General features: G+C 64.7%; 26 protein-coding genes, 1 tRNA gene and 1 pseudogene. 17 read left to right on the top strand and 11 right to left on the bottom strand.

Annotated features, from left to right (window positions below; all coding sequences use genetic code 11):
* Positions 1 to 162: 162 nt before the first annotated feature.
* On the bottom strand, positions 163 to 2,997 hold the full coding sequence (locus tag CK489_RS15160) for a CHAT domain-containing protein (protein ID WP_095732811.1): 2,835 nt from the start codon (positions 2,995 to 2,997) through the stop codon (positions 163 to 165).
* Between the two features lie 434 nt (positions 2,998 to 3,431).
* Here CK489_RS15160 and CK489_RS15170 point away from each other — a divergent pair, with 434 nt between their 5' ends.
* From CK489_RS15170 to CK489_RS15180, 4 genes are all read left to right on the top strand, one after another.
* Positions 3,432 to 3,842: an ester cyclase gene (locus CK489_RS15170; protein ID WP_050628890.1), complete on the top strand. Its 411-nt coding sequence runs from the start codon at positions 3,432 to 3,434 to the stop codon at positions 3,840 to 3,842.
* A gap of 236 nt (positions 3,843 to 4,078) precedes the next feature.
* On the top strand, positions 4,079 to 4,231 hold the full coding sequence (locus CK489_RS40820; RefSeq protein WP_349626932.1) for a hypothetical protein: 153 nt from the start codon (positions 4,079 to 4,081) through the stop codon (positions 4,229 to 4,231).
* A 55-nt stretch (positions 4,232 to 4,286) separates the two neighbouring features.
* Positions 4,287 to 5,093, top strand: coding sequence for a lytic murein transglycosylase (locus tag CK489_RS15175; protein WP_095732813.1), 807 nt, complete (start codon positions 4,287 to 4,289; stop codon positions 5,091 to 5,093).
* 109 nt (positions 5,094 to 5,202) lie between these two features.
* On the top strand, positions 5,203 to 6,051 hold the full coding sequence (locus CK489_RS15180; RefSeq protein ID WP_095732814.1) for an FRG domain-containing protein: 849 nt from the start codon (positions 5,203 to 5,205) through the stop codon (positions 6,049 to 6,051).
* A 216-nt stretch (positions 6,052 to 6,267) separates the two neighbouring features.
* Here CK489_RS15180 and CK489_RS15185 read toward each other — a convergent pair whose 3' ends face one another.
* Positions 6,268 to 7,152, bottom strand: coding sequence for an SDR family NAD(P)-dependent oxidoreductase (locus tag CK489_RS15185; RefSeq protein ID WP_095732815.1), 885 nt, complete (start codon positions 7,150 to 7,152; stop codon positions 6,268 to 6,270).
* A gap of 154 nt (positions 7,153 to 7,306) precedes the next feature.
* Between CK489_RS15185 and CK489_RS15190 the strand changes: the two genes are divergently transcribed.
* From CK489_RS15190 to CK489_RS15205, 4 genes are all read left to right on the top strand, one after another.
* Positions 7,307 to 7,708 carry a response regulator gene (locus CK489_RS15190; protein ID WP_050628894.1) on the top strand — a complete coding sequence of 134 codons (402 nt, stop codon included), beginning with the start codon at positions 7,307 to 7,309 and terminating at the stop codon, positions 7,706 to 7,708.
* A gap of 104 nt (positions 7,709 to 7,812) precedes the next feature.
* Entirely contained in the window at positions 7,813 to 8,424 is a 612-nt protein-coding gene (locus CK489_RS15195; RefSeq protein ID WP_095732816.1) for a LysE family translocator, read from the top strand.
* A gap of 710 nt (positions 8,425 to 9,134) precedes the next feature.
* Positions 9,135 to 10,349: a GGDEF domain-containing protein gene (locus tag CK489_RS15200; RefSeq protein ID WP_095732817.1), complete on the top strand. Its 1,215-nt coding sequence runs from the start codon at positions 9,135 to 9,137 to the stop codon at positions 10,347 to 10,349.
* A gap of 36 nt (positions 10,350 to 10,385) precedes the next feature.
* On the top strand, positions 10,386 to 11,006 hold the full coding sequence (locus tag CK489_RS15205; RefSeq protein ID WP_095732818.1) for a peptidoglycan recognition protein family protein: 621 nt from the start codon (positions 10,386 to 10,388) through the stop codon (positions 11,004 to 11,006).
* A 51-nt stretch (positions 11,007 to 11,057) separates the two neighbouring features.
* Here CK489_RS15205 and CK489_RS15210 read toward each other — a convergent pair whose 3' ends face one another.
* The 4 genes from CK489_RS15210 to CK489_RS15225 all read right to left on the bottom strand — a co-directional run bounded on the left by CK489_RS15210 (position 11,058) and on the right by CK489_RS15225 (position 14,378).
* Positions 11,058 to 11,879, bottom strand: a complete 822-nt coding sequence (locus CK489_RS15210) for a phosphotransferase (RefSeq protein WP_095732819.1) — start codon at positions 11,877 to 11,879, stop codon at positions 11,058 to 11,060.
* 265 nt (positions 11,880 to 12,144) lie between these two features.
* Complete coding sequence (locus CK489_RS15215; protein ID WP_245350381.1) at positions 12,145 to 12,681, bottom strand: hypothetical protein; 537 nt, start codon at positions 12,679 to 12,681, stop codon at positions 12,145 to 12,147.
* 150 nt (positions 12,682 to 12,831) lie between these two features.
* Positions 12,832 to 13,224 carry a hypothetical protein gene (locus CK489_RS15220; protein ID WP_095732820.1) on the bottom strand — a complete coding sequence of 131 codons (393 nt, stop codon included), beginning with the start codon at positions 13,222 to 13,224 and terminating at the stop codon, positions 12,832 to 12,834.
* Positions 13,225 to 13,574: 350 nt separating this feature from the next.
* Entirely contained in the window at positions 13,575 to 14,378 is an 804-nt protein-coding gene (locus CK489_RS15225; protein ID WP_095732821.1) for an LON peptidase substrate-binding domain-containing protein, read from the bottom strand.
* A 444-nt stretch (positions 14,379 to 14,822) separates the two neighbouring features.
* Between CK489_RS15225 and CK489_RS15230 the strand changes: the two genes are divergently transcribed.
* The 5 genes and pseudogenes from CK489_RS15230 to CK489_RS42925 form a co-directional block, all read left to right on the top strand.
* On the top strand, positions 14,823 to 15,749 hold the full coding sequence (locus CK489_RS15230; protein ID WP_095732822.1) for a winged helix DNA-binding protein: 927 nt from the start codon (positions 14,823 to 14,825) through the stop codon (positions 15,747 to 15,749).
* A gap of 147 nt (positions 15,750 to 15,896) precedes the next feature.
* Positions 15,897 to 16,202 (top strand): hypothetical protein, encoded by a 306-nt coding sequence (locus CK489_RS15235; RefSeq protein WP_095732823.1) that lies wholly within the window; start codon positions 15,897 to 15,899, stop codon positions 16,200 to 16,202.
* A gap of 37 nt (positions 16,203 to 16,239) precedes the next feature.
* A complete protein-coding gene (locus CK489_RS15240; RefSeq protein WP_245350382.1) occupies positions 16,240 to 16,611 on the top strand; it encodes a cupin domain-containing protein in 372 nt (123 codons plus the stop codon).
* A 27-nt stretch (positions 16,612 to 16,638) separates the two neighbouring features.
* Positions 16,639 to 17,097 carry a cytochrome c gene (locus tag CK489_RS15245; protein WP_095732824.1) on the top strand — a complete coding sequence of 153 codons (459 nt, stop codon included), beginning with the start codon at positions 16,639 to 16,641 and terminating at the stop codon, positions 17,095 to 17,097.
* Between the two features lie 6 nt (positions 17,098 to 17,103).
* Positions 17,104 to 17,196, top strand: a pseudogene (locus tag CK489_RS42925) (aromatic amino acid exporter YddG); the annotation flags it as partial.
* Positions 17,197 to 17,288: 92 nt separating this feature from the next.
* Here the strand turns inward: CK489_RS42925 and rpoH are convergent.
* Positions 17,289 to 18,185 (bottom strand): RNA polymerase sigma factor RpoH, encoded by an 897-nt coding sequence (rpoH, locus tag CK489_RS15250; RefSeq protein WP_021077401.1) that lies wholly within the window; start codon positions 18,183 to 18,185, stop codon positions 17,289 to 17,291.
* 216 nt (positions 18,186 to 18,401) lie between these two features.
* A complete protein-coding gene (locus CK489_RS15255) occupies positions 18,402 to 19,382 on the bottom strand; it encodes an RluA family pseudouridine synthase (RefSeq protein WP_095733649.1) in 981 nt (326 codons plus the stop codon).
* A gap of 62 nt (positions 19,383 to 19,444) precedes the next feature.
* Here CK489_RS15255 and CK489_RS15260 point away from each other — a divergent pair, with 62 nt between their 5' ends.
* The 3 genes from CK489_RS15260 to CK489_RS15270 all read left to right on the top strand — a co-directional run bounded on the left by CK489_RS15260 (position 19,445) and on the right by CK489_RS15270 (position 22,367).
* Entirely contained in the window at positions 19,445 to 19,780 is a 336-nt protein-coding gene (locus CK489_RS15260) for a hypothetical protein (protein ID WP_095732825.1), read from the top strand.
* A 137-nt stretch (positions 19,781 to 19,917) separates the two neighbouring features.
* Positions 19,918 to 20,565, top strand: a complete 648-nt coding sequence (locus tag CK489_RS15265; RefSeq protein WP_095732826.1) for a QcrA and Rieske domain-containing protein — start codon at positions 19,918 to 19,920, stop codon at positions 20,563 to 20,565.
* A 71-nt stretch (positions 20,566 to 20,636) separates the two neighbouring features.
* Complete coding sequence (locus CK489_RS15270; RefSeq protein ID WP_050628903.1) at positions 20,637 to 22,367, top strand: methanol/ethanol family PQQ-dependent dehydrogenase; 1,731 nt, start codon at positions 20,637 to 20,639, stop codon at positions 22,365 to 22,367.
* 147 nt (positions 22,368 to 22,514) lie between these two features.
* Here the strand turns inward: CK489_RS15270 and CK489_RS15275 are convergent, their stop codons facing one another.
* The 3 genes from CK489_RS15275 to CK489_RS15285 are packed head-to-tail and all read right to left on the bottom strand — an operon-like array spanning position 22,515 to position 25,610.
* Positions 22,515 to 22,784, bottom strand: coding sequence for a hypothetical protein (locus tag CK489_RS15275; protein WP_095732827.1), 270 nt, complete (start codon positions 22,782 to 22,784; stop codon positions 22,515 to 22,517).
* Between the two features lie 56 nt (positions 22,785 to 22,840).
* Entirely contained in the window at positions 22,841 to 25,156 is a 2,316-nt protein-coding gene (locus CK489_RS15280) for a xanthine dehydrogenase family protein molybdopterin-binding subunit (RefSeq protein ID WP_095732828.1), read from the bottom strand.
* Position 25,157: 1 nt separating this feature from the next.
* Positions 25,158 to 25,610, bottom strand: coding sequence for a (2Fe-2S)-binding protein (locus CK489_RS15285; protein WP_050628086.1), 453 nt, complete (start codon positions 25,608 to 25,610; stop codon positions 25,158 to 25,160).
* 522 nt (positions 25,611 to 26,132) lie between these two features.
* Between CK489_RS15285 and CK489_RS15290 the strand changes: the two genes are divergently transcribed.
* Positions 26,133 to 26,207 (top strand) — tRNA-Glu (locus CK489_RS15290).
* The last annotated feature ends 11 nt before the right edge of the window (positions 26,208 to 26,218 follow it).

Genomic DNA, 26,218 nt, shown 5'->3' on the forward strand with positions numbered 1-26,218 from the left:
GGCAAGGCTGTCAAAGCAAATCCCGCGCGTTTGCGCGCTGGGCTGCCCTGCGCAATCCGGCGGCGAAGCGCCCTTGCGATGCGATCGGACGTAATCCGGCGACATGTCAAGCTGACAACGGCCCGCGAGATGTCCACCGTTCTCTGGCGTTCGGTGTCCGTCTCAGCCCTCGAACAGCACGAACGCCGCCCACACGCTGGCGTCCTTGGCACCCGCGACCTTGCCGTCGCGCGCATCGCGCCGGGTCTGGCGCAGCGCATCGGAATAGGTCAGGCCCTCGGCGAGGTGCTCGTAGAAGCGCACGGTGAAGTTCGCGGTGCCTTCGTCGGCGACCGGCCACAGCGTCAGCAGCGCACGGCGGGCGCCGGCGATGCCGAGTGCGGTCGGCAGCCCGCGCAGGCCGCTGACAAAGCTCTCGTCGCCGCGGCCGGTCTCGCAGGCCGACAGCACCAGCAGATCGAGCCCGGACAGGTCCCAGTCCATCAGCTCGAAGGCATAGAGATAGCCGTCCTTGTCATCGCGCAGCGGAAACCGGCTGTCGCCGGCGCCCGACAGCACGATGCCGCTCTGCCAGAGCGTATCGAGACCGGACGCGGTGCTGTCGTGGTAGAAGCCGTGGGTCGCCAGATGTGCGATGCGGGCCTTGCCGATCGCCTCGCGCAATGCGGCTTCGCTGACGCCGCTCCCGGTCAGCATCTCGACCGGGGCGCCGCGCGCGCGGGCGAGTTTGGCGATCGCCTCGATCTCGGTCTTGGTGCCGGGCAGCGGCATCGGCCCCGGCTGGCCGTATTCGATGCCGCCGGCCAGCAGCATCGCGCCGGTCCGCTCGAGCTTCTCGCGGGCATGGATCGCGATCAGCGCATCGGGGCTGGTCAGCAGCCGGATCGTGAACTTGTCCTCCAGCAAGCCGCCGTCGGCGCCGGGTAACAGCGAGAACGGCACCGCAAACAGGAATCCGTCCGGCACCACATAGAGCGTGGTCTTGTCCTTCAGCATCGCCTCCAGCGGCGCGAACAGCCGCGCGTGCAGGTTCTGGAAGCGGCCTTTGGTGTCGAGTGCCCTGGCGTCGGACCCCCCGGCGTCGGACCCCCCGGCGTCGTGATCGGGGACGGTGGCCCGTGTCGTGCGCAGCCGCGCGATCTCGGTTCGCACGCCGGTGTCGACCGTCTTGCCGGGATCGCCGAGATCGACCACACGCGGCTCGCTCGTTGCGGTCTCGACGATGGCGTAGAGCACGGTCGCTGCCAACGGCTCCTTCGACTGCCGGTCCGCCTTCCATTGCCGCGTGATGAAGTAGTTGACGACGGCTTCCTGCGGGGCGAGCAGCTGCGCGGGACGGATCGGGTCTTGCGGCGGCTTCACGCCGATCGCATCGAGCCGCTTGGCCAGCGCCTTCTCGGCCGCGTCCTGCCGCTGCCACACCGATCTCGCCCAGTCGTCGATATTGCCCGACGAGAACAGCTCCTGCTTCTCGCCGTTGAGCCGGAGTGCCGTGCGCACCAGCGCCGCGGTCTCCGCGTCCTTATCCTCGACCTCGGTCTCGAACCGGCGCAGCGCGGTGGCGTCGCCGCCACCGAGCGTCTTCCAGCGCAGCACCGCGGCGGCAAAGGCCGGCTGCGCCACCGTGGAGCCGGCGCCAGTGGCGAAGCGGCCGAATGCGAACAGCAGATGGTCGGCCTGGGCGCGGATCGCCTCCGCGACGGCACGATCGCCCGCGGTGCCGACTTCGCGTTTCATCCAGTCGAACATCTCACGGTCGAGCGCGGTGAAGTTCGGCACCGCGCGGTTCGGATCGACAGCGATCAACGCGGTCGCGATGCCGAGCTTGATCTCGAAGGAGATTGGATGCTGCGCGGTGAAGGCGCGGGTTGCGATGGCCAACGCAATTTCGCGCAGCCGCATGCCCTTGTCGCGTTCGCCGCGCGCCTCGCGCTTGCCGGCGGCCAGCACAGCTGCCTTGATGCGGAGGAAATCGGCAAAGTTCTCCTCATTGGCGACGATCGCCTCCAGTCGTTCCAGGTCGGCCGGCGAGATCGCTGTGTCGCCCGCCGCGAGCATGTCGGTGTAGAACAGCCAGGCATCGGCCTGTCCCGCGAAACCCGGGTCCTTTGGTGCGAGCGCGGTTGCGATCGCCCGATGCCGGCGGAAATAGCGGCGAGCGTCGTCGAAGCGGCCGAGCGCGAGGAAATCCTGTCCGGCATTGTTGACCGTGACCAGCGTGTTGAGATGGTTCTCGCCATAATGCTTGGCGCGACCCTCGATCGCGAACAGGTCGAGCTCGAGCGCCTTCGCCGGCGCGCCGATCTCACGCAGCATGTCGGCATAATTGTTGGCGAGTTTCCAGGTGGTGCGATGGTTGGGCCCGAGCGCCTTCTCTGCAAGCACGAAATTATGCCAGCCGAGGTTGGTCGCGGACGCCGCCGACCCGTTGGCCGACAGTGCGACCGCGAGCTTGTCGTTGGCGATCAGCGACACTTCGGAGCCTTCGCCCCAATAGGCGTTGAAGGCCGCGATCGCCTTCATGTAGAGCGGAACCGCTTCGGCAATCCTGGCGTGGTCGGAGACCAGGATGGCGTACATCAGCAGCAGGTCGGCTTTGCCGGGCGTCGATTGCGCCGCCGCCTTGCTCTGAAATGCGCGCACGAACAGCTTTTCGGCAAGATCGTCGCGCTTGACCGCGCGCAGCGTCGCAGTTGCCTCGAAATACTGCCCCATCGCGAACTGCGCATCGTCGAGCCTGTCGGTGGCGTCGAGCGCGGCATTGAGCTGCGCAAAGCCTTCGTCGATCTTGCCGCTGCGCGTCAGCGCGATGGCGTTCTTCAATTGCGTAGTGACTGTCGGCACGCTGCTTGCGCCCTGCGCCGGCGCTCGCCTGGCGCGGGAGTCCTGCGCGGCTGCACTGTCGACCGGTCCGGTCAGGACAGTACCGAACGCGAGGATGATGCCAAGCGATGCGGCGGCCCTGCGCACGCGTGCGAAACCCAAGGCGATCGTCATCGGCGGCACATCCTCATTTCAATTCGTCACCGGATGCATCCCCAAATGACGGCGTCGTTGCGGCAGCTTGCCCGGCTTTATCGTCGCGCCTTTGCGTGAACAAGACACGGCGGCCGGCCGTGCGGGCGGAACCGGCTTGCCGGGCTGGTGCCTTCTTGGTCGCCGCCGGCGGCTCCGGCGTTCACGCACGCGCGCTGAGATGCACCGTGTGGTGCGTCGGCTACTTGCATGCCAGCGGCATGATGGAGCCATCGGATGATGTTACCGCCAGCGAGCGGATTTTCGCGGCAACCGCCTTTCGCTTCGAAGCCGAAACGCGCCAGCGCCGAAAGCATTGATTTTTCTGACCTTCGTCACTTGCACCATCCCCTCAGATTCGCGTATGAGGCGCATCCTTAGCTTCATACAACTTTTTTCTTGAGAGCCGATCGCCGATGTCCAACGCCACAAGCGACGCCAACAAGGCGCTCGTGCTCGCGCATTACGACGCCGTGACCAATCGTCTCGATCCCGACGCGATCCGCGCCCAGCTCGCATCCGACTATTTCGACCATGCCGTGGGCAAGCGGATGAGCGCCGAGGAGGTGATCGCGCATGCGTCCGCGATGCACGAGACCTTCGCCGACCTGTCGGCGGTCGCCGAATGCCTGGTGGCCGAGCGCGACATCGTCGCCGGCCGCTTCGTCTGGCGCGGCCGGCACCGCAGCCCGTGGCGCGGCATCGCGCCCACCGGCCGCCATGTCGAATTCCGCGGCATGACGTTCTGGCGGATTCACGACGGCAAGATCTCCGAGCGCTGGGCCGAGATCGATTTTGTCGATCTCGAACGTCAGCTCAAGGATTGAGGGAATTCTGCACAACTCCGCCGCGCTGCGACCGTGATCCGTCGGCATCCCAAGCGGTGTGCATCACAGGCTGACAGGTCCCACCAAACCGATCGCAAGCGCGGCGGCCAACTGGCCGCCGCTGCGCCGCTTCATCGCCGCCGAATATCGCGCGATGCCGCTGCTGCTCGTTCACCGAGAACATCGGCACCTTCACCAAGACCTGGCTCTATCCCTCGTAGCGGCTCGGCTGGTCGATGGTTTCGATCGAGAAGCTCGGCTCCTGGTTCCTGCTCCTGGTCATCGGCTACACGCTGGTCAGCCTGGTCAATGCGCCACGGAGGTTCAGGGGCGAGACACCACGGCGGGATGACGCGGCCACGGGCGGAATGTCGGTGCCGACGCTTTGACGGCCTCGTTTGCTCCATGGCATGATCGGCCATTCGAAGCAGGAGGGATGTTTGCATGCTCAGGTGTCGCTTGGCGGTTATGTTCGGCGCCTTGCTGCTTGCCACCCCCTCCTATGCCGCCCGCTGCGGCGGCAGTTTTCCCGCCTTCGTGCAGTCGTTCTCGCAGGAGGCGGCCGCGGCCGGCATCCAGCAGAACGTGATCTCGCAGGCGCTCGGCGGGGTGCAGCAGGATGGCGGGGTGCTCGCCTTCGACCGGCGGCAGCGCTACACCTTCAACAAGACGTTCGAGCAGTATGTCGCAACCCGCGTCGGCTCGGGGCGCATCAATGGCGGCCGCGCCATGTTGCTGCGTCACGCCGCGCTGCTGTCGAAGATCGAAGCGCAATACGGCGTGCCGCGCCAGATCCTGGTCGCGATCTGGGGGCTGGAGACCGATTTCGGCAAGGGCGACATGGGCAAGCTGCCGGTGTTTCGCGTGCTCACGACGCTGGCGCATGATTGCCGCCGCACCGACCTGTTCCAGGGCGAACTGCTCGCCGCGCTCAAGATCCTGCAACGCGGCGACCTTCGTCTGAATGATATGATCGGCGCCTATGCCGGCGAGATCGGCCAGACCCAGTTCCTGCCGTCGTCCTACATCAAGTATGGCGTCGATTTCGACGGCGACGGCCATGTCGATCTGCGCCACTCGGTGCCCGACGTGCTGGCCTCGACCGCCAACCTGCTGCACTCGAACGGCTTCAAGATGGGCGCGCCCTACGGCGAGGGCAGCGCCAATTTCGAGGCGATGCGCGAGTGGAACAGGGCGGTGATCTATCGCAAGACCATCGGGTATTTTGCCGATCAGCTCGTCGGGCGGTGAGGGGGCGCGCGCCACATCCACCGTCGTCCTTCCCCGATGCGCAATAGCGCATCTGAGGGCGCGCGCAGCGCGAGCCCCGGAATGACCAGTTGAGAGTGCAGGGCATCCCATGGAAACCATCGGCAGCCAAAAGATCTGGTCGTTCTTCGACCGCCGGGGATGCCAGGTCGCAAAGAATTCGGCGGTGCGGGAGGGGCCGGGGCATCGGATCGGCTCCTATCTCGAGCTTGCGACCAAGATCGCCGAGTTGCAATTCCTCAACCGCGACCATGTGCTGCTGTTTCGCGGCCAGGGCACCGACTTCAGGAACATCAAGCGCAACTCGTCGCTGAAGCCGACGCTGTTCCGCGGCGGCCGCGGCAACCCGGATCAGGCGACGCTGGCGACGCGGTTCGAGGCGTTGCGGAGCGCCGAGCAGGTCCTGATCGCGGAGTATGGCAGAGCGAAGCTGCTCGGGCTGGAGCGGCTGAAGCGGCATCGCATCCTGCGCTGGTCGATCCTGCAGCATTACGAGGTCTGCACCACGCCGCTGCTCGACGTCACCCATTCGATCCGCATCGCCGCCTCGTTCGCCTCGCTGGCGGAGACCGGCACCGCCTTCCTCTATGTGCTTGGCGTGCCGAATTTGAGCGGCGCCATCACGGCGAGCGCCGAAGCCGGCCTGCAGATCGTGCGGCTGTCCAGCGTCTGCCCGCCGTCGGCGGTGCGGCCGCATATCCAGGAAGGCTACCTGCTCGGCGAATATCCCGAGATGTCCGGCACCGAGCAGAAGGAAAACTACTTTCCCTACGAGATGGATTTCGGCCGGCGGCTGGTCGCAAAATTCTCGTTCGCGCCTTCCTCGTTCTGGAAGAACGACAATTTCCCGCAGGTGACGCGAAGCGCGCTCTATCCGTCGGAGCGGAGCGATCCGCTGTTTCGGCTGGCGCTCGGGGTGAAAAAGCAGCTCGGCGGGTGATCCGCCTGGGATGTGTGACTCACCGATCGCCCGGCACATTCGGTGTCGTCCCGGGCTTGACCCGGGACCCATCACCACAAATGCACGTTGTTGCTGACGCTGTGGCCCCAGCGTGCTCACCAACTCGACCCTGTGGTTATGGGTCGCTGCTCCCGTGCGCAATTGCGCACTACGCAGGGACGACAGATCGTGTGCGGCACCGCTGCCGTCGTGCAATCAACCCGCCCGCGCGGCATCGCGCGCGATCCGCCTTGCGGCCGTTTTCTCCATCTGCCGCTGCATCACCTTCCAGTAGGTCGCGGGGCGGAAGCGTTGCAGCAGGTCCATGAAGATGGCGTCCTTGCCGATCAGGATGCGCGGCTGGTTCTTCTCGATGCCGGTGATGATGCGTTGCGCGGCGGCCGCCGGCGTGGTCCTCGCCAGCGTCTCGAAGCGCTCGATCGATTCGGAACGGCGGGCGTTGTCGGTGACGCCGCTGCCGGTGCGCGAGTTGCGCGCGATGTTGGTGGCGATGCCGCCGGGATGCACGACGGAGAGCTTCACCGGGCTGTTGGCCATCGCAAGCTCGTGGCGCAGGCTCTCGGAGAAGCCGCGCACCGCGAACTTGGCCGCGCAATAGGCGCTCTGGCCGGGCGGGGCGACGATGCCGAAGATCGAGGAGACGTTGACGATATGCGCCTCGCGCCGCTGCGACAGCAGCGGCAGGAAGGCGCGGGTGCCGTGCACCACGCCCCAGAAATTGATGTTGAACAGCCACTCCATCTGCGCCTGGTCGATCTCGCCGAACTCGCCGAGCAGCGCGACGCCGGCATTGTTGACGACGATGTTGAGGCCGGGATGCGCGGCGCCGGCGGCTGCTGCGAATGCGGTGATCTGGTCGGGCTCGCTGACATCGACGCGGTGGACGGTGACCTTGCGCGGGCCCGCCCTGGCGATCTCGATCGCTTTGGCGATTTCGGCGGCGGTGGCCTGCAGGCCGCCCTCGTCGCGGTCGGCGAGCGCGAGATCGCAGCCGCGCAGCGCCAGTTCAAGCGCGAGCGCGCGGCCGATGCCGCTGGCAGCTCCGGTCACGGCGGCGGCGGATCCAGAGATCGCGGTCATGTCGGGTCAGCTCCATCTCGACGAGGGGTGGCGGTTGCCGCACGGGAACACAGGTTTCCTCGCTTTTCTCAAATTGGAACCGAACCATCCAGCGATTTTAGGCATTTAATCTGTGCTCGTTTTCGAAACCGCGATCAATGAGGGAGGCCCAGCCATGGGACAGTCGAGGCCCTATCGTGCGAAGGCGCTGGTTGTCGAAGACGACCCGATGCAGCGGGAGATGATCGGCCTGCTGCTCGAGGAAAGTGATTTCGATGTGATCTCCTGCGAGAGCGCGGAGGCCGCAGAATTGGTCCTGCGGGGTGACGGCGGCAATGTCGTGCTGATGCTGACGGATGTCGAGCTGGCCGGCAACATGACCGGGGTCGAGCTCGCTCATGTCGCCAAGAAGTACAAACCCGATCTCGACGTGATCGTCACCTCAGGCAAGCCGCTGCGGCAGCGGCTGCCCGACGGCGCCCTGTTCTGGGCCAAGCCCTGGGCGCCGCTGGACGTGATCCGCCTCGCCGAGACCAAGGCGTCGGCGCTGTCGGGCGGCGGGGTGAGGTCCGCATAACGGCGTTGTCAGCGCGGGCGAAGGGCGGCCGGCCGGCGGCCGCTTCCGCCTGCCCGGGCGCCGTGATATTGCCGGACCATGTCCCGTCCCCTCGAGGATTTGAAATGACCTGGTCCTTCCTGCTGACCACGCTGATCGTGGTCGCCTCGCCCGGCACCGGCGTGCTCTACACCCTGGCGGTGGCACTGACTCGGGGCTCGCGGGCGAGCGTGGCGGCGGCGTTCGGCTGCACCCTCGGGATCTTGCCGCAGATGATCGCGGCGATGCTCGGCCTTGCCGCCATCCTGCACACCAGCGCGATGGCGTTCGCGGCGCTGAAATGGGGCGGCGTGGTCTATCTGCTCTACATGGCCTGGCAGGCGCTGCGCGAGCACGGCGCGCTCGCCGTCGACACCGAGATCAAGCCGCGCTCGAGCGGGCGGGTGATCGTGACCGCGATCCTGATCAACATCCTCAATCCGAAGCTGTCGATCTTCTTCCTGGCCTTCCTGCCGCAGTTCATCGCCGTCGACGAGGCGCATCCGCTGACGCGGATGGTCGAGCTCAGCTTCGTGTTCATGGCGATGACCTTTGCGGTGTTCGCGGTCTACGGGCTGTTCGCAGCGTCGGTGCGCGACCGCGTCATCACCCGGCCGAAGGTGATGGCCTGGCTCAGGCGCAGCTTTGCCGCGGGCTTTGCCGTGCTCGGCGCCAAGCTCGCCTTCGCGGAGCGCTGAAGCCGTATTCGGTTGCGGCCGAGGCTGGCAACAACACAGAGGCAGGCAATAAAAAAGCAGGCCTTGCGCCTGCTGCCTTGCCCCATCTGCCGGGGCCGATCGAATTGGTGAATGTGAGGTTGATGAATTCGGGGCTGGCGTCGTTTCGACCGGCGGTCCCGGGGCCGAGTGCCCGGGCAGGGCAGGAGCCGCTACCCGGGCTGGAATTCGTTACTTCTTGGCGGCCTTCTTCTTGGTGGCCTTTTTCGCCTTCGCCTTCTTCGCCTTCTTCGCTTTCTTAGCCATAGTATCCTCTCAGGGTTTCATGGATTGAACGCGACTCCGAGGCATGCTTGGCGGAGGGCCAGCCTCGCAACATCCTCAGTATCAAACTCAGCAGATTCGGAGGCGGCTGCCGCGTGCTGTCACGTCGCCGTCATCGTGTTATCCACAGCTGTTACGTGTTTTCGCCAGTTTTTCGCCAGCGTCGGCGTGTCGCGCGCCGCGGCGCAGCCGTGACGGTCATGCTTAACGATGCGCGAACGCCGATGCGCGGTTCTTCATCAATTCAAAACCACAGCACGGAATGGCGCGCGGCGGTGACAGTCCGTTAAGCCGCGCGGCCGCATCCTCACCGCCAAGACAACGGGGATTGTCGTTGGGGGAAACGCCTTAAGGGGTGGCGGTCATTTCAGGGGAGGCGAGGCCGATACCGGTCTCGAACAGGGGCGATGTTGAGCGTTCCGACGCTTTGGACGGTATTCATTATCAATTTTCTCGCGCTCGGCCTGATCTGGGCCTATGTCGCGCAAAGCTATCCAGCTTTCGGCGCGGCGCGGTTCTGGACCGCGTCCGCCTTCGTCGCGTCCGCCGGCGCCGCCTGCGCGATGCTCCGTGTGATGATGACGGACTCGCTGTTGCCGCTGCTGGCGGCGGGGACGCTGATGGTGTTCGCCGCCGGCCTTGCCGCGATGGGCATCGAGCGCTTCTACGGCAAGCCGGTGGGCTGGCGCAGGACCGCGCTGTCCACCGCGTTGGCATCTGCCGGCCTCGGCGTCTTCATCTTTGCCTATGACAGCCTGCCGATGCGCATCCTGGTCTACACCGTCGCCCAGGTCATGCCGTTCGCATTGACGTTGAAGCTGTTGCTGTCGCCCGAGAACGGGCGCGTCAGCCCCGGCGCGCGGCTTGCCGGCGTCGTCGCCTCGGTGCTGATCGGCATCTATGCGCTGCGCCTGGTCGGCGCCCTGCTGCAGCCCGGCGAGTACTCCTTCGTTCGCTTCAGTGCGGGCCAGTCGCTGGTGATCCTGCTGATGGTGTTCCTGTCGATGGCGCTCAATTTCGGCTTCCTGCTGATGGCGATCGACCGGCTGCGCAACGAGGTCGCCGACCTCGCGCTGCTCGACGATCTCACCGGCGTCGGCAACCGCCGCCACCTGGTGCAGCGGCTGACCGAGGAATGCGCGCGGTCCGACCGCAACGGCGAGGCGTTCGCGCTGCTGGTGATCGACCTCGACGGCTTCAAGGGCATCAACGACACCCATGGCCACGCCGCCGGCGATGCCTGCCTGCAGCACTTCACGCTGATGGCGCAGACCAGGCTTCGCCCGGGCGACATGCTGGCCCGCACCGGCGGCGACGAGTTCTGCATCGTGCTGCCGTCCTCGACGCTGCGCGAGGGCGCGATGATCGCCCGCCGCGTGCTGGAGGTCTGCCGCGCCGATGCCGAGCAGTGCACCGGCCGCGATATTCCGATCGCGGTCTCGATCGGGGTTGCGCAATGGACCCGCGAGATCGGCATGCATCCCGACCGCCTGATCGCCGCCGCCGACCACGCGCTGTACGACGCCAAGAAGGGCGGCAAGAACGGCTATGCGACCTACGAGCCCAGGCTGCCGCCCGAGATGGTCGATGCGCTGGAGGCGAGCCTGCGCCAGCGCGCCTGAGTGTGCTAACGAGGGACGCCACTGGATCCCGTCGTCATGATGCCTCGCCTGCTCACCGCGCTCCTTGCGCTCGTGATCTCCTCCGCCGCACTGGCCGAACCCCCTGATCTCGCCGTCATCGCCCGATCGCAGGGCACGCCCGAGATTCCCGGACTGAAGATGGTGTGGCTGTCGCCGTGGGGCGACGTCGCCAAGGCGCATCCCTGGCGCAACATCATCGTGCACCAGACCGAAGGGCCGCACGGCTCTGCACGTTACGGCGCGCAAGAGCAGCACAAGAACCCGACGCGGCGCGGCGTCATGGTCTGGGTCGAAACCGACGGCACGGTCTACTGGGCGGTCGCCGACAACCTCGTTCCGACCCACACCGACGGCGCCGATCGCAACGACAACAAGTATATCGACAACAGCAAGACCTATCACCAGGTCAACAAGGACACCTCGATCGGCGTCGAGTTCGCCGGCAATTATCCCGACGTCACCAAGGGCCCGACCGACGCGCAAGTTTCGGCCTGGCGCGTGCTGGTGAAGGTGCTGCGCGCGCGTTACGGCATTCCGCTCGATCGCGTCTATGCCCACAACTGGATCGACTTCAAGGACGCCCGCTACTGCGAGGGCTGCGCGCTCGCGACCATGGCGCGAGAGTGGGGCGAGTAGGGGTGGACACTCGGCCGCCGCGTCGACGGCCACGCGCGCGCCACGGAGGGCTCAGTCCTGCGGGCGCAGGGCCGTCTCGGCGCGCTGCATCATCCGCCGCCATCGCTCGCTGGTCGGGCCGCCCATCAGCAGGAAGTAGCGGACGATCGCGACCGGCAGCCAGCTCTCCATTGCTTGCCTCAGCGCCGCTTCCGGCTGACCGGACAGCCGCGCGTATTCGGATTGCGCGGCCGCATGGACCGCAAGCGGCCGCTGCGGATTGTCGGTGATGTCGAGAGCGAGCTCGGTCAGGTTGATGTGAAAGTGCCCGTGATCGAAGGCCGCAGGCGCGCGGATCGAGAAAGTCCAGTCGATCAGCCGCGGACCGTCCGCCGTCATGATCACGTTGTTGGGGTGGATGTCGCCGTGGCACAGGGGGTCCCCCGGCTGCTGCAGGCGGTCGATCAGCGCGAGAACGCCGGAGGCGATGTGCTTGGGCACGATGTCGCCCGCGAGCCTGAAGGAGGTGTCCATCCAGCCGCGCAGGAAGAACGCTTCCGGCGGTGGCGGCATCCTGTGAACGGACAGGCTGAGGGACGCGAGGATCGCGCCCGCCTGGGCGAACGTCACGCCGCCGCTGCGCGTGAGCTGCAGCAGTGTCGGTCCGTCGAGGCGGGCGAGCACGATGCCGAAGCGTCCGTCGATCGTCACCTCGCCGAAAACTTCCGGTGCAGGCACGCCGGCGGCGAAGACCGCCCGGGCGATCCGCGCCTCTTGCTTGCCGAGCCGCGGCGGAAAACCTTCCTTGAACAGCTTGACGACCCGACCCGGCGCCCAGGCGTGGATATCAGCCGTGCCGCCCTGGTTGATCTTCTCGCCGAGGGATCCCCGCATCGCCCGTCCTCCCGCCGGTCGCAACCAAACACCGGCGGCGGGCAAAAGAGAATGCTTCCGCGCTCTTGGCTGCCAGCCATGATCGTGGCTTGTCCCAGGTCACGGCGTTTGCCAGAATCGCGACGCGACGCGCGGTTTGGGACAGGTCCGGTTTTGGGCCTCGGCCGACATGGCCAACCAACCCTTAGTCGACCAGGCGATGTGCCCGGCAAGGTAGACCGTCCAAGGGCAGATGGCCTGATGAACGATTTCAGCAATGACGGAATCAGGAGGTGTTTCTGTCCTGCGCAAATCGCTCGACGAGCTCAGACCAGAACGGAATATATTTGATTTTTGCGGGCCACGGTTTGTCGTTCCAGCCTGCGAACTCTCTTTCGAAATAGTCGTTCAGATTGGCGCCGTAGTAAATCGCGTCGATTCCGTAGATGGAAAAGATGGGGTTGCCTGACTCGTGCGGCTGAGCGGGCAGATATCGGTGACCAATCAGTGGGATTAGTTTAGGTGCTCGGGAAATTATTTCTCGAAGCTTCTCCTCCCGAGCGCGTGCATTGGAAGGCCATCTTCCCCATTCCGACCACCACAGCCGCCCATTCTCGACAAAATAACGAAGACTTTCAAACGGCCAGTCAAGCGCTTGTCTTATCGCACGGTCGTCCGTCCAATCGTGTCCGTCTACCGGCCGCTTCCTCCTCAGGAGTGCAATCAGGTCGGGAGGAAAGACCAGGTCAAATCGACGTTGCGCCCTGTCGAGTTCGGATTGCGTATAGCCCTTGGTCCAACGAACCGTGTCGTTGCCGGACATTCCTATTCCCTCCACTTCCTTCGGCCTCTCCCGAAATGGAGGGTCGCCGATGGCCAAACCAGCCCCCCGTTGGCTCCGCCCATCCTACAGGCAAACAAAAAAGCCGGCGTTACCGCCGACTTTTGTCTCTGTTGGCCGGGACGCTACCCTTCAGGCAAACGCCTTGGGCAGGTCGGCCGAAGGCTTGGTGACGATCTGGTGCGCGTCGCGCCACAGCACTTCGCGCTGACGCGAGGTCGTGATCGTTCGCACCGGCAAGCCGCCTTCCTCGAGCAGCCAGGCGCAGTAGCGCGCGCGGCTGATCGCTTCGCGGGCTTCGGGATCGAACCAGCAAATGCCCCAGATCGAATCGCGCCGCTTGAAGTGGCGCGCGATGCGGCCCGGAATCGGCAGATGCTCTCCGAACCAGGTGAACTGGTCCGAGAGCTCCTGCTGGATCCAGTCCGGCGCATTGTTCTGGTAGATGTACCAGGACGCACGAAAGAAGCCGCTCTCCACGCGGCTGTGCGGGTGGATGAGCGGTGTGACGAACCGCAAATACATGACGACACGGCGCGACGCCGTGTTGCATCACGCCCCTCGTAGCCAGATAGGATGAATTGAAGAACAGCCGCGAAGCGGCGTTCAACTCATGACCGCTAGCCGATCATGGATGGGCGGCGGTCGGAACGTGTCGATCTGGATTTCATGCCGCCTCCCTTGAAAGCGTTGAACGGAAGGGCGCGCTCGCGCCGGGGCAGCACATACACCTGCCAGCGTTCTGCGGCAAGCGTAATTATTGGGAGTATGCGCAGCCCCGCAGGATAGTTGGAGCGAAGCGATACCCATCAACCGCGTGCTGCGAGATGGGATGAAGGGTATCGCTGACAACCGCTTCACCTACCCAGCCGACCTCAAGCGTTTCCCTGCAGGAAGGCGCCGACCTTCTCGAGCCGCCTTACGGGATCGAGGGTCGCGAGCAGCGCCTGCTTGTCCGGGATGGAAAGCTCGATATGCGATGCAATCATGTCGGCGAGCCGACCAGCATCGCGGACCCTTTCGAACGGCGGCTTGATTTGCGGCTCGCGCGGATAACCTCGCTTCATTGCATCTCGAAATGAATGGGCCATGAAATACGCTTTGATTGAAAGGATCAGGTACGGCACATCCGGAGCAGGCTGTTCGTCGAGATCATCGACCTCGGCGACGTAGCTGTCCGCCTCTCCGACGAAGTCTTTGATCATGGTGCGCCGATGGATTTGGGCCAGCGCCTTCCATCTGCCGTCGGCCAGTTGGTCTAGGGTCAGGACGCTGCCAAGAACACCGACGTCATAGATATCGCTAAGTCCGGGCTCGTCGACGTCGGCGCTTCTTTGGATCGCGACTATGATCGGCCGCGCACCTTGAAAGGCCCGTCCAAGCGCCTGAATGGCCTTGGTGCTGTGGGCGTAAAGCGGCGCGATCGCACCGGGGAATGGCACGAAATCCCGGATCGGCATGGCGGGATGGCGTCCCGCCTCCGTGGCGTGTGTTGTGGCTGCGACCAACGATCCCTCACGGCTCGCCTGGATCTCCGCCGACAGCGTGTTCCAGTCGGCGAAGCCGAGCATTTTTGAGACCAACTCCAGAGTCTCGCCGTGGCTGATGGTGACCGTTTTGGCAGTCAGGGAAGCGCGCAAGGTGCGCGCCATGGCCTTTGCATCGCGAAAATCGCGCATGACTTCGTCCTTTGACTAGAGCGAACCAGGCGTGCCAGGCGGTTGCGTTGCCGACCCGGTCGCTCGGGCAAAGGAAAGCCAAACAAGGGCTCGATACGTTCACCGTTCCCGTGAGGGTGCAACCAGCAGGTCGTATCAACCGTCACAAAATCTCACCCAGAGGCGGCTTGGTGTCAATCGTCTATCGCGCTGCGTGCTACGCGGCGGGATGATGGATATCGCTGCGCTCCACCCGTCCTCCAGACAAAACAAAGAAGCCGGCGTTGCCGCCGGCTTTCGTGTCTATTGGCTCGTCACCACACGATCAGGGAGCAGGGCGTACTCATTGAATTCCGGGACGCCTGCCTTTGACCCACGGCGGACTCGCGGGTCGAAACTGCAGGAAAGCATTGCCCGGCTCGGGGTGGCCTTATACCCTCGTCGAGGTCAAGACTGGGGGCAGCCTTGGAAAGAGACGAACTGGAGCGCCTGGCAGGCCGCCGGTTGCGGCTGAGCTTCGAGGAGATCGTAAATCATCCTCGGCTGCCGGAGGCGCGGCGCGCCTATGTCGCGGCTTTCTGTGATTTGTACGAGGGTGATCCGTTTCTGGTCCGCCTGCTGCTGCAGGCCGGCCGCTTCCTCGTTTTCCTGAGTGCCGCGGTGCTCGAAGCCGCACAGGATCCAGCGCGACGTGAAACCTGGTTTACGGTCTCCGCGCTGAAGCGGCAGCTCAACATGCACGGGCAGGCGAGCGATCGGCAGGTGGATCATCTTCTGGCACGGCTGTGCGAGGTCGGCTTTATTGAGCAGAGCCGCGCGCCGGCCGACCGGCGCGTGCGGCTGCTGGCGACCACGGACAAGCTGCGCTCGCATCACGCCGAGTGGCTGGCGACGCACTTCGTGCCGCTTGCCGAATTGTACCCCGATCATGATTACAACCCGGTGCTGTCACGAAGCCAGGCCTTCAACGTGACCCACTGTCGCGTCGGCCTGCCGTTCTTTCCAATCTCCGTTCGCCTGATGATGGCGCTGCCGGACACGATGCTGTTCTTTTCCCATGCCGCAGGCCCGCTGATCCAGAACGCGGTCCTGAAGGCTGCGATGGATGCGGGTGATCCGACCGCGGCCATCCCCTACATGGATGTAGCCGATCGCTTCGGCGTCTCGCGAACGCATATCCGCAACCTGATGAATACAGCGCAGGCGGCCGGTCTCGTCAGGATCATTGGACGCGGCGGGCGGAGCATCGAGATCACGCCGCGCCACTGGGCGAGCTACGACCGGGGCCTTGCAGTTGGCATGTACCTGCACGATGCGGTCAATCTGGTGGCGATGCGCGATTGGACGGAGGCTCGGCGCAGCTCCGCCGACGAACTTTTGATCGCCGACTGATCCTGTGCACGGCTTTCTCCGCGCCTTCGATAGGCGCAAAGTTTTCCGACTGCCCCTCGCTCGGAAACGCTAGGCTCATTTCTGCGGCCCAACTTTGTCCCCACGGGCCGATCTGTTTTGAAATCTCTTTTGTTAAGGACAATTTTGATGACCGAAATCGATAGCGGTGCGCACGGCTCAACTGCCGTGCCGCTCCGTTCGCTCTCCTACGTCCTGCTTGTCGCGATCCTGGCCGCGTCCGGCCTTTACGCTGCGTTCATCGCAGGTCCCGCCATGCATGCCGCCGCGCGCGATGACGTCGCGCGGACGGTCAGTGAGGAAAATCGCAAGTTTTGTGGAATGTTCGGAATGGGCACGGGCACAGACACGTTCGCTGCGTGCAGCAGAGAACTGGCGGTTGTCCGGCAACGGCAAGCCGATCGCGACAATGCCGCCGCTCAGGGTCTGCTCTAGCGCTTTAGCCTCGATATTTTCTTACGAGAAGGATTTGATGATGGTCAGACGTTCGATATTTGCACTGGGTGTTGCTGCGATCTGGATCGGTTCGGCCGCGGCGCAGGACGCTCCTCCCTCCTACCAGGCCGACCCGACGGTCTATAAGGTCATTTTCGAGGATCAAAGCTTTCGTGTGATCGCGGCGACCTGGAAGAAAGGTGCGACGGACAAGCCGCATTCGCACCCGCTTCCTTTCGTGGTCTACGCGCTCGATGATTGCACCGTGCGGGTTCACAATCCGGATGGCACGACGCGCGAGCTGAAGAACAAGGCCGGAGTGGCCAGCGCGGGGCCTATCACTGTCTCGCATACGGCTGAGAATGTCGGCGATACGGACTGTCGTGCCCTTCTGGTGGAGCGAAAGTGATCCGGCATGAGACAATCGATTTGCATCATGCGTTACCGGATCGCTCTGATCGCCATCACCGTGTCTGCATCGCTTGGCGCAATGGCGTCTCCGGCACGGGCCGGCGAAACAACCGATACACGCGAGCCCGTGCAGCGAACGGACACCGAGAAAGCCTTCGTGCTGGAGCAAATGCGGCTGTTCCTGGCCTCGATCACGGAGGTTGAGGAAGGGCTTGGCTCGGGTGATCTGGACCTGGTCGCGCGTGAAGCAGTGGCGCGCGGCCGCAAGGCCAGTGCCACCCTGGGCCGGCCGCCGACCCTGGCCGCCAAGGAGAGCGATGCCTGGAAGTCGATGATCGGCTCGGTCCGGAGCGGCTTTGACCAGATCGCCGAGCAGGCGACTGCGCGCGCGCCGGCGGCAAAGATCAACAAGACGCTTGCCGATACGATGAGGAATTGCGTCGCCTGCCATCAAACCTATCGCATTGCTGCGGAAGCGCACTAGGCCGCGGCTGCGGTCCTCGCTTGGGACATAGGCATGAAGCGCGGGATATCCGCGCCCAGGGGCGCTGCGTCCTACGCTACACGGCTGTTCATGGGTGCAGGGCCCAGGGCGAGGGACGTGCCGAGCACCAGGCAACAAAAAAGCCGGCGTTGCCGCCGGCTTTCGTGTCTGTTGGCTCGTTCGCCGCGCCGTTAGTGCGCGGCTTCGAGTGCTGCTTCCTGCCGGGCGATCGTGCCCTTGACGGCCGACTGCACCTTCTCGAACGCGCGGACCTCGATCTGCCGCACGCGCTCGCGCGACACGCCGAACTCGGCGGCGAGGTCTTCCAGCGTCATCGGCTCATCGGCCAGGCGCCGCGCCTCGAAGATGCGGCGTTCGCGCGGGTTGAGCACGCCGATCGCACCGTTCAGGGCCTGGCGGCGATGATCGAACTCCTCGCTTTCGGCCATCAGGGCCTCGGCGTTGGGCGAGTTGTCGACCAGCCAGTCCTGCCATTCGCCGGCTTCGCCGTCGTCGCGGATCGGGGCGTTGAGCGACGCGTCACCGCCGAGGCGGCGGTTCATGTCGACCACGTCCTGATCGGTCACGCCGAGGCGCTTGGCAATCAGCTTCACCTGGTCGGGGTGGAGATCACCCTCTTCCAGCGCGGAGATCTTGCTCTTCGCCTTGCGCAGGTTGAAGAACAGCTTCTTCTGGTTCGCGGTGGTGCCCATCTTCACGAGCGACCAGGAACGCAGAATGTACTCTTGTATTGACGCCTTGATCCACCACATGGCGTAAGTGGCGAGACGGAAGCCCTTCTCGGGCTCGAATCGCTTCACTGCCTGCATCAGGCCGACATTGCCTTCCGAGACGACCTCGGAGATCGGCAAGCCGTAGCCGCGATAGCCCATGGCGATCTTGGCCACGAGCCTGAGGTGGCTGGTGACGAGTTTATGCGCCGCGTCGCGATCGTCATGCTCGCGCCAACGCTTGGCGAGCATGTACTCCTGCTGGGGCTCCAGCATGGGGAACTTGCGGATCTCGGCGAGGTAACGTGAAAGGCCAGATTCTCCATTGAGAACCGGCAACGTAGCTGTACGGGCCATTCGAGCGCCCTCCAGTGGTTCAGACCCCCGATAGCGGCGGGCCCGGCAGGTGGCCGCTGGGTTAAAGCCGGCCATGCTGCGATGTTCCGCGCTGGATATTCAGCGCAGGTGCAACATACACTAAACGGTCCGTGATAGGGAAGGATTGCTGACGTCACGTCCCCGTGTGGCAGGTATAACCTATTGTCATAACGGGATTTTTCCGGAAGGGGTGCGTCATACCGCCGCTGTCAGCGCCCGTTCCAGGAGAAGCAAATCCTCCGGCAGGGCCGACTCCCAGCGTAAAAGTTCCCCGGTGCGGGGGTGCTCCAAAGCCAGCAGATAGGCGTGGAGCGCCTGCCGGTCGAGGGCGGTAAGTGCGTCCTTACCTTCCGGCCCGAGATGGCCGGCCTTGGTCTTGAAGTGCGGGCCGTAGACGGCATCGCCCATCAGGGGATGGCCGAGATGGGCGAGGTGGACCCGGATCTGATGGGTCCGCCCGGTCTCGAGCCGGCAGGCCAGCAGCGAGGCGACCGGCTTGCCGTCGCGGCCGGCAAAGCTCGAGAGCACCTCGAAATGGGTGATCGCCTCGCGGCCGCCCTGGCGCACCGCCATCTTCTCGCGGGCATGCGGGTGGCGGTCGATCGGCGCATCGATGGTGCCGTGCGGCCGGTTCGGCACGCCCCAGACGAACGCCATGTAGCCGCGCTCCATCGGCCCCGTGCGGCCGTGGTCGGCGAACTGCGCGGTGAGCGACTGGTGGGCTTGGTCGTTCTTGGCGACCACCATCAGGCCCGTGGTGTCCTTGTCGAGCCGGTGCACGATGCCGGGCCGCTTGACCCCGCCGATGCCGGACAGGCTGCTGCCGCAATGGGAGATCAGCGCGTTGACCAGTGTTCCCGTGGCGTGGCCGGCCGCCGGATGCACGACCAGGCCCCTGGGCTTGTCGATGACGATGATGTCGTCGTCCTCGAACACGATATCGAGCGCGATGTCCTCACCCTTCGGCTCGGCAGGCGCGGCCTCCGGCACGTCGATTATGATCGTATCGCCCGTGGCGACATGATAAGCGGGGTCGCGGACGACGGCGTCCTTGACGGTCACGGAACCGGCGAGGATCAGCGCCTTCAGCCGGGACCGTGACAGCTCCTGAGTGCGCTGTGCGAGCACGCGGTCAAGCCGGGCCGAGCCCTCGTCGCCCGCGACGATGACCTCCAGCTTCCGACCGCCATTCGATGAGATCTGCTGCGAACTAACTTGCAAAGATATAGAGCCTTGTGATGACCGAGACCGCTGTGACCGAACCGACCCCCGACCAGGCCGCGCTGATCGCGCGGGTGCGGCGCATGATGCTGATCGCGGGCCTGACCTCGGCATTGGCCGTGGCCGTCGTGTTGATCGCCATCGGCTACCGCCTTTATCGCAGCGAGGGAAGCCCTGTTTCGGTCTCCGATGTCACTGCTGCGCTGCCGAAGGGCGCCCGCATCGTCGCGACCGCCGTCGCCGGCGACCGGCTGGTGCTTACGCTTGATATAGGCGGTGCAACAGAGATCCGCACATTTGATGCAAAGACGCTGAAACCTGCCGGCAGGCTGAGCTTCGTCAACGAGCCCTGACGCTCGCAATCGCGAAGCCGCGCGCTCGATCAACCAAAAGCTGCAAAGCATATTCTGCATAGTTTTTGCGCCAGCGTTCGCGCATCGAGAAGGTGTGCCGCCATCTTTTCGGCCGAGTTGCACGTTCAGCTTGCGCCATGCAGCAATCCAACCCCAGCGCTTCCATCGAACAGTCCGGTGAATCCGATGCAGTGGGGTCGTGCACCGATCCGACGCGCCGCGCGGTGTTGACCGCGCTCGCGGGCTGCGCCTGTCTCGCCGCGATCGAGCCCGCAGCCGCCGACGATGAAGATCAGCCGGGCGCCAGTGAGCGACCGCAAAAAGCCGATCAGCTGGTGCGCGCCGAAGGCGACAAGGCCGGAGAGGTCATCAAGTCGGATGATCTGACGCTGGGCGGGCCGCCGATCCGCGCCTGGCCGAGAGACCCGAAGACTTCAGTCGTCCGCAAGGGCTCGCGGCTCAACGAGGTCGTGCTCGTCAAGCTCGATCCGAAAGAGCTCGACGACGCCACGCGTGCGCGCGCGCCTGACGGCATCGTCTGCTACTCCGTCATCTGCTCGCATGCCGGATGTCCGATCACCGCCTGGGTGAAGGAAAATCAGGGCGACAAGAACGTTCTGAAATGTCTCTGTCACAACTCCGAATATGATCCGCGGCAGGATGCGCAGGTCGTGTTCGGGCCGGCGCCACGTCGCCTCGCGGCATTGCCGCTGACGGTTGCCGACGGCGCGATCACGGTCGCAGCGCCATTCGTCGGAAAGGTGGGTGCTCAGCAGGGAGGATGAGACCACATCGGGAGTTCTGCATGATCTAAATAAAACTGAAAAAATAGAACAGAGCAGGGAGGTAGCATCTCATGACAAGCAAGCAGTGGTTACTGTCGAGTTGTGTCGCATTCACGTGCCTCATTTCGACCTATGCCGTCGCGGGGCCGATCGAAAACTACAGTCCGGTGACGTCTGCCCGCCTCGAAAATCCCGAACCCGGCAACTGGATGCTCTATCGCCGGACCTATGACGGACAGGGTTTCAGTCCGCTCAATCAGATCAACACATCCAACGTCAAAGACCTCAAGCCGGCCTGGACCTTCTCGACCGGCGTGATCGAAGGCCATGAGGCGCCGCCGATCGTCAACAACGGCGTGATGTTCGTCGCGACCCCGATGGGGCAGGTGATCGCGCTCAACGCCAAGACCGGCGAAGAATACTGGCGCTACAAGCGGCAGCTTCCCGACGATCTGTTCCAGCTGCATCCGACCAGCCGCGGCGTCGGCCTGTGGGAGGACAAGCTCTATCTCGCCACCACGGACGACCATGTCGTCGCGCTCGACGCCAAGACCGGCAAGGTGGTCTGGGACACCAAGGTCCAGGACTACAAGAAGGGTCAGTACATGACGCTGATGCCGCTCACCGTCGACGGCAAGGTGATCGTGGGCGGCTCCGGCGGTGAGTTCGGCGTGCGCGGCTATGTCGCCGCGTTCGACGCGAACAGCGGCAAGGAGCTGTGGCGCACCTTCACCATTCCCGGCGAAGGCGAGCCCGGCCACGAGACCTGGAGCGGCGACGACTGGAAGTCGGGCGGCGGATCGGCCTGGATGACCGGCACCTACGACAAGGACACCAAGACGGTCTATTGGGGCGTCGGCAACGCCGCGCCGTGGCCGGGCTCGATGCATCCCGGCGACAACCTCTACACCAGCTCGGTGCTCGCGCTCGATCCCGACACCGGCAAGATCAAGACCCACTTCCAGTATCACCAGAACGATTCCTGGGACTGGGACGAGGTCGATGCGCCGATGCTGATCGACATGCAGCGCGACGGACGGTCGTTCAAGAGCCTGGTGCATCCGGGCCGCGACGCGATCTTCTGGGTGCTGGAGCGCAAGCCGGACAAGATCAACTATGTCGCCGGCTGGCCGTTCGTGAAGACCAATGTCTGGAAGGGTGTCGAGGCCGAGACCGGCCGGCCGATCCTCGATCCCGACCACAAGCCCGTGCTCGGCAAGCGGGTCGAGTTCTGTCCGTCGCTGTGGGGCGGCAAGGACTGGCCCTCGGCGGCCTACAGCCCCAACACCAAGCTGGTCTACGTTCCCGCCAACGAGAACTTTTGCGGCGGCTTCACCGGCGAGAAGCAGCCGCTGGTTCCCGGCCAGCTCTGGCTCGGCACCAAGCCTGAAGACATTGGACTGATCCCCGCGCCGAATGCCGATCATTTCGGCGAGTTGCAGGCGTGGGATCCGGCCACCGGCAAGAAGGTCTGGCAGCACGACTACAAGACGTCGCAGCTGTTCGGCGCGGTGACGGCAACCGCGGGCGATCTGGTTCTCGCCGGCGGCACCAACGACCGTGCCTTCCGCATCTTCAACGCCAAGACCGGCGAGCTGTTGTGGGAGCAGAAGACCAACTCCGGCATCATGGCGATGCCGATGTCCTATGAGGTCGATGGCACGCAGTACATCGCGGTCCAGTCGGGCTGGGGCGTCGACGCGCAGCGCATCCAGGATGCGTTGGCCGGCAAGGTCAAGGGCTTCGAGAACAACGTCCCGCAAGGCGGCGTGATCTGGGTGTTCGCGCTCGACAAGAAGTAGCGCACGACCTGGGCCTCGGTTCTGACCAAATCAGGACCGAAGCTCGGGCTGTTTGGTTTGATCGGCTTTCGGGTTCGACCGACAGGGGGCGATGCGATCGGGAAGCGGCGGCTGGGGAGACCGCCGCTTCCCGGTCCGCCCATTCGGCTATTTTCCCTTCTCGTCGACCTTCCGCTTCTCGTCGTCATTCATCTTCTTGATCGTCGGATCACGACTGGCCTCACCGGTGGTTTGGTCGGTGGTCGATGGTGGGCCGTTGCTCGGAACCGAGCTCTGGTCGGGCAGCACCTTGGCCGGGCGCGTTGCCGTCGTGCTCGGCGGCGAAGCTGTTTGTGCGAACGCCTGTGCTGCAAAAAGAAAGACGCCCGCGGACAGGGTTGCCGCGAGCGTCCCGAATGTTTGAGGCGGGGTTCTCATCGATCTCCTCCCGAGAATGTCGATGAGAACCGCCAGCTTCGCCGAACGTTCCTGCGTCAGATCTCCAGTTGCTTGCCGATCGGCAGGGCGCGGATGCGCTTGCCGGTGGCGGCAAAGATCGCGTTGATCAGCGCAGGCGCGAACGGCGGCACGCCGGGCTCACCGACGCCGCTCGGCGGCGTGTCGGCGCCGGGCGGCACGATGTAGACGTTGGTGATCGCAGGCGACTCGTCGATCCGGATCACCGGGAAGTCGTCGAAATTGCTCTGCTGCACCTTGCCGTCCTTGAAGCTGATCTCGCCGTATTTGGCGAGGCTCAACCCCATGATCGCAGCGCCTTCGATCTGCGAGTGGATCCGCTCCGGATTGACGTAGGTCCCGCAATCGATCGCGGTGTCGACCCGCGGCACCGTGAACTTGCCCTTGTCGTCGACTGCCACCTCGACGATGGTCGCGATGTAGCTGACGAACGAGCGGTGCACGGCGATGCCGAGGCCGTGGCCCTTCGGCACCGTGCGGCCCCACTCGCCCTTTTCGGCGACCAGCTCGACCACCTTGCGCAGCCGCGCGGTGTCGATCGGATAGCTCTCATAGGGCTCGCCGTAGTTCCAGGGATCCTTCACCGAGGACAGATTGACGATCCGCGGCGATCCGATCAGCTCCAGCAGCATGTCCTTCTGGTCGCGGTTCGTCGCATGCGCGATCTCCGCGGCCATGGATTGCACCGCGAAGGCGCGCGGGATGTTGGACACCGAGCGGAACCAGCCGATCCGCGTGAACGCGGCGGCTTCCGGATTCTCGCACTGCAGGTTGGCGATCTCGAACGGGTTGTCGATCAGGCCCATGCCGAGCTCGAACGGCGCTTCGTGATTGGCGCCGGCGGCGAAGGTCGAAGCGATGGTCGGCGCCACGCTGCGGTGCCGCCACGCAATCACCTTGCCGCTCTTGTCGAGACCGGCCTCGATCCGCTCCACCGAGACCGTGTGCAGGAAGTCGTGATGGACGTCGTCCTCACGGGTCCACTGCACCTTGACCGGCGCGCCGAGTTCCTTCGACAGCAAGGCCGCCTCCAGCGCGAAGTCGCATTTCGACTTGCGGCCGAAGCCGCCGCCGAGCAGCGTCACGTTGACGGTGACATTGTCCTCGGGGATCCCGAGCGTCTTGGCGACATCCTCGCGGGTGCCGCCGGGGCTCTGCACCGGCGCCCAGATCTCGGCCTTGTCGCCCGTCACATTGGCGACCGCGACCGGCGGCTCCATGCTGACATGGGCGAGATGCGGCAGGTAATATTCGCCTGTTATCACCTTGTCGGCGCTCTTCAGCGCCGCATCGACATCGCCTTCCTTGCGCACCACGAGGCCCGGCTTGCGCGCGGCCTCCTCGAGCGAGGCACGATAGGTGACCGAGTCGTACTTGGCGTTGGCGCCGTCATCCCAGACGATCTTGAGTTGGTCGCGGCCCTTGATGGCGGCACCGGTGTTGCGCGCGATCACGGCGACGCCACCGAGCGGCTGGAACTTGGACGGCCAGGGCCAGCCCTTGACCTCCATCACCTTCTCGACGCCCGGCACCTTCATAGCCGCAGCGTCGTCGAACGACTTCACCTTGCCGCCGGTGACCGGCGGACGGGCGATGACGGCGTATTTCATGCCGGGCAGGCGGGTGTCGGCGCCGTAATGCGCCTTGCCGGTGGTGATGTCGTGCAGATCGACGATCGAGACCTGGCCCTTGCCGAGATAGCGGAAGTCCTTCGGATCCTTCAGCTTGAGGGTCTTGATGTCGGGCACCGGCTCCTTGGCGGCGTCGGCGGCGAGTTCGCCGAAGCCGGCCTTGCGGCCGCTCGCGGAATGCACGACCTCGTGGTTCTGCGCTTTCACCTCACTCGCTGGCACGCCCCATTTCTTGGCGGCGGCGGCTTCCAGCATCGTGCGCGCGGCGGCGCCGATCTGGCGCATCGGGATCAGATAGTGCCGCGTTGAGCGCGAGCCGTCGGTGTCCTGGTTGCCGAACTTGACCTCGTCGCCATGCGCCTGCTGGACATGGACGCGCGACCAGTCGGCCTCCATCTCCTCGGCGACGATCAAGGGCAGGCTGGTGCGGACGCCGGTGCCCATCTCGGAGCGGTGCGCCAGGATGGTGACGACGCCGTCGGGCGCGATCGCGACGAACACGCGCGGATCGACCACGACGCCGTGCGGCATCTTGCCGGCGCCGGTCTCATAGGCGAACGCCTGGCGCGTCATCACGGGCGCTGCGAGCACGAAGGAACCGGCGATGCCGAGCCCCTTGAGGATGCTGCGGCGCGACAGGTTCTCGACCTTCGCGTGCTTCTCGAAGCCGCGAAGTCTGTTCGGATTGGTGCGGATATTCATGTCACACCCCCGTCGATGCGAGATGCACGGCATTCTCGATCCGCTGGTAGCAGCCGCAGCGGCAGATATTGCCCGACATGGCTTCGCGGATCTGGTCGTGGTTCGGCTTCGGGTTCTGGTTCAAGAGCGCCGCGGCCTGCATGATCTGGCCGGCCTGGCAGTAGCCGCATTGCGGAACATTGACCTGGCGCCACGCCTTCTGCACCGGATGGTCGCCGGTCGGATGCAGCCCCTCGATGGTGGTGACCTCGCGGCCGGCCGCGTCGGAGACCGAGGTGATGCAGGCGCGCACCGCCTCCTTGTCGATGATCACGGTGCAGGCGCCGCACAGCGCCTGGCCGCAGCCGAACTTGGTGCCGGTGAGGCCGGCTTCGTCACGCAGATACCAGAGCAGCGAAAGATCCGGGTCGCCGTCCCAATTCTGTTCCTGGCCGTTGATTTTTAGTTTGATCATGGTCTGTCCTCGCTCTGCCTAAGCTATTGACCGGTTGCGGCGCGAGGTGCGGAACGTCTTCCATCGCCTGCGGCCGCGCTGATGTTTGTTTTGCCAAGATGTTTGTGAAGATGTTGGTGAGCCAAATTGCCGTGCGCCAAGGTTCTGCGCTTTGTTCCAAGCACTCCTCTTGCTTCTCGAGCGCCTTGCCCGGCGCAGCGTGGTGAAAGGGATGAGATGTTAGCAGAGCAAGGCGGCGAGTGACTTCACAGCCAGGTGTTTTGCATTTCCATTTGGCGAAAGCAGGGCCGCGCACGATCGAGACATGACAGCCGGAGGTGGCCGTCATGCAATCGGCGACCGCAATCGCTGTATCCGTGCGGATGCGACGCTGGGGTCCCGCGGGGCGCAGGGGCGTTCCCGGGCTGCTGCCGTGCCGAAACCATGGGCACGGCATGGTAAGCATGGATGACAAAATCCCCGCCGCAATGCACAAGGCACCTTGCGGCGGGGGGATTTCAAGGCTATTGCCTGTCCCTCAACGCTCCCTTCGTCTAGCGGTTAGGACGCGGCCCTCTCAAGGCTGAAACAGGGGTTCGATTCCCCTAGGGAGCGCCAGCCCGGCCCTC

Origin of the sequence: Bradyrhizobium sp. UFLA03-84, from assembly GCF_002289535.1 — a bacterium.
Classification (GTDB): domain Bacteria; phylum Pseudomonadota; class Alphaproteobacteria; order Rhizobiales; family Xanthobacteraceae; genus Bradyrhizobium; species Bradyrhizobium viridifuturi.

Bases quoted from the DNA above. Each gene is read 5' to 3' on its own strand.
- CK489_RS15160 (WP_095732811.1), bottom strand. From the start codon at position 2,997: ATGACGATCGCCTTGGGTTTCGCACGCGTGCGCAGGGCCGCCGCATCG.
- CK489_RS15170 (WP_050628890.1), top strand. From the start codon at position 3,432: ATGTCCAACGCCACAAGCGACGCCAACAAGGCGCTCGTGCTCGCGCAT.
- CK489_RS40820 (WP_349626932.1), top strand. From the start codon at position 4,079: ATGGTTTCGATCGAGAAGCTCGGCTCCTGGTTCCTGCTCCTGGTCATC.
- CK489_RS15175 (WP_095732813.1), top strand. From the start codon at position 4,287: ATGCTCAGGTGTCGCTTGGCGGTTATGTTCGGCGCCTTGCTGCTTGCC.
- CK489_RS15180 (WP_095732814.1), top strand. From the start codon at position 5,203: ATGGAAACCATCGGCAGCCAAAAGATCTGGTCGTTCTTCGACCGCCGG.
- CK489_RS15185 (WP_095732815.1), bottom strand. From the start codon at position 7,152: ATGACCGCGATCTCTGGATCCGCCGCCGCCGTGACCGGAGCTGCCAGC.
- CK489_RS15190 (WP_050628894.1), top strand. From the start codon at position 7,307: ATGGGACAGTCGAGGCCCTATCGTGCGAAGGCGCTGGTTGTCGAAGAC.
- CK489_RS15195 (WP_095732816.1), top strand. From the start codon at position 7,813: ATGACCTGGTCCTTCCTGCTGACCACGCTGATCGTGGTCGCCTCGCCC.
- CK489_RS15200 (WP_095732817.1), top strand. From the start codon at position 9,135: ATGTTGAGCGTTCCGACGCTTTGGACGGTATTCATTATCAATTTTCTC.
- CK489_RS15205 (WP_095732818.1), top strand. From the start codon at position 10,386: ATGATGCCTCGCCTGCTCACCGCGCTCCTTGCGCTCGTGATCTCCTCC.
- CK489_RS15210 (WP_095732819.1), bottom strand. From the start codon at position 11,879: ATGCGGGGATCCCTCGGCGAGAAGATCAACCAGGGCGGCACGGCTGAT.
- CK489_RS15215 (WP_245350381.1), bottom strand. From the start codon at position 12,681: ATGTCCGGCAACGACACGGTTCGTTGGACCAAGGGCTATACGCAATCC.
- CK489_RS15220 (WP_095732820.1), bottom strand. From the start codon at position 13,224: ATGTATTTGCGGTTCGTCACACCGCTCATCCACCCGCACAGCCGCGTG.
- CK489_RS15225 (WP_095732821.1), bottom strand. From the start codon at position 14,378: ATGCGCGATTTTCGCGATGCAAAGGCCATGGCGCGCACCTTGCGCGCT.
- CK489_RS15235 (WP_095732823.1), top strand. From the start codon at position 15,897: ATGACCGAAATCGATAGCGGTGCGCACGGCTCAACTGCCGTGCCGCTC.
- CK489_RS15240 (WP_245350382.1), top strand. From the start codon at position 16,240: ATGATGGTCAGACGTTCGATATTTGCACTGGGTGTTGCTGCGATCTGG.
- CK489_RS15245 (WP_095732824.1), top strand. From the start codon at position 16,639: ATGCGTTACCGGATCGCTCTGATCGCCATCACCGTGTCTGCATCGCTT.
- rpoH (WP_021077401.1), bottom strand. From the start codon at position 18,185: ATGGCCCGTACAGCTACGTTGCCGGTTCTCAATGGAGAATCTGGCCTT.
- CK489_RS15260 (WP_095732825.1), top strand. From the start codon at position 19,445: ATGACCGAGACCGCTGTGACCGAACCGACCCCCGACCAGGCCGCGCTG.
- CK489_RS15265 (WP_095732826.1), top strand. From the start codon at position 19,918: ATGCAGCAATCCAACCCCAGCGCTTCCATCGAACAGTCCGGTGAATCC.
- CK489_RS15270 (WP_050628903.1), top strand. From the start codon at position 20,637: ATGACAAGCAAGCAGTGGTTACTGTCGAGTTGTGTCGCATTCACGTGC.
- CK489_RS15275 (WP_095732827.1), bottom strand. From the start codon at position 22,784: ATGAGAACCCCGCCTCAAACATTCGGGACGCTCGCGGCAACCCTGTCC.
- CK489_RS15280 (WP_095732828.1), bottom strand. From the start codon at position 25,156: ATGAATATCCGCACCAATCCGAACAGACTTCGCGGCTTCGAGAAGCAC.
- CK489_RS15285 (WP_050628086.1), bottom strand. From the start codon at position 25,610: ATGATCAAACTAAAAATCAACGGCCAGGAACAGAATTGGGACGGCGAC.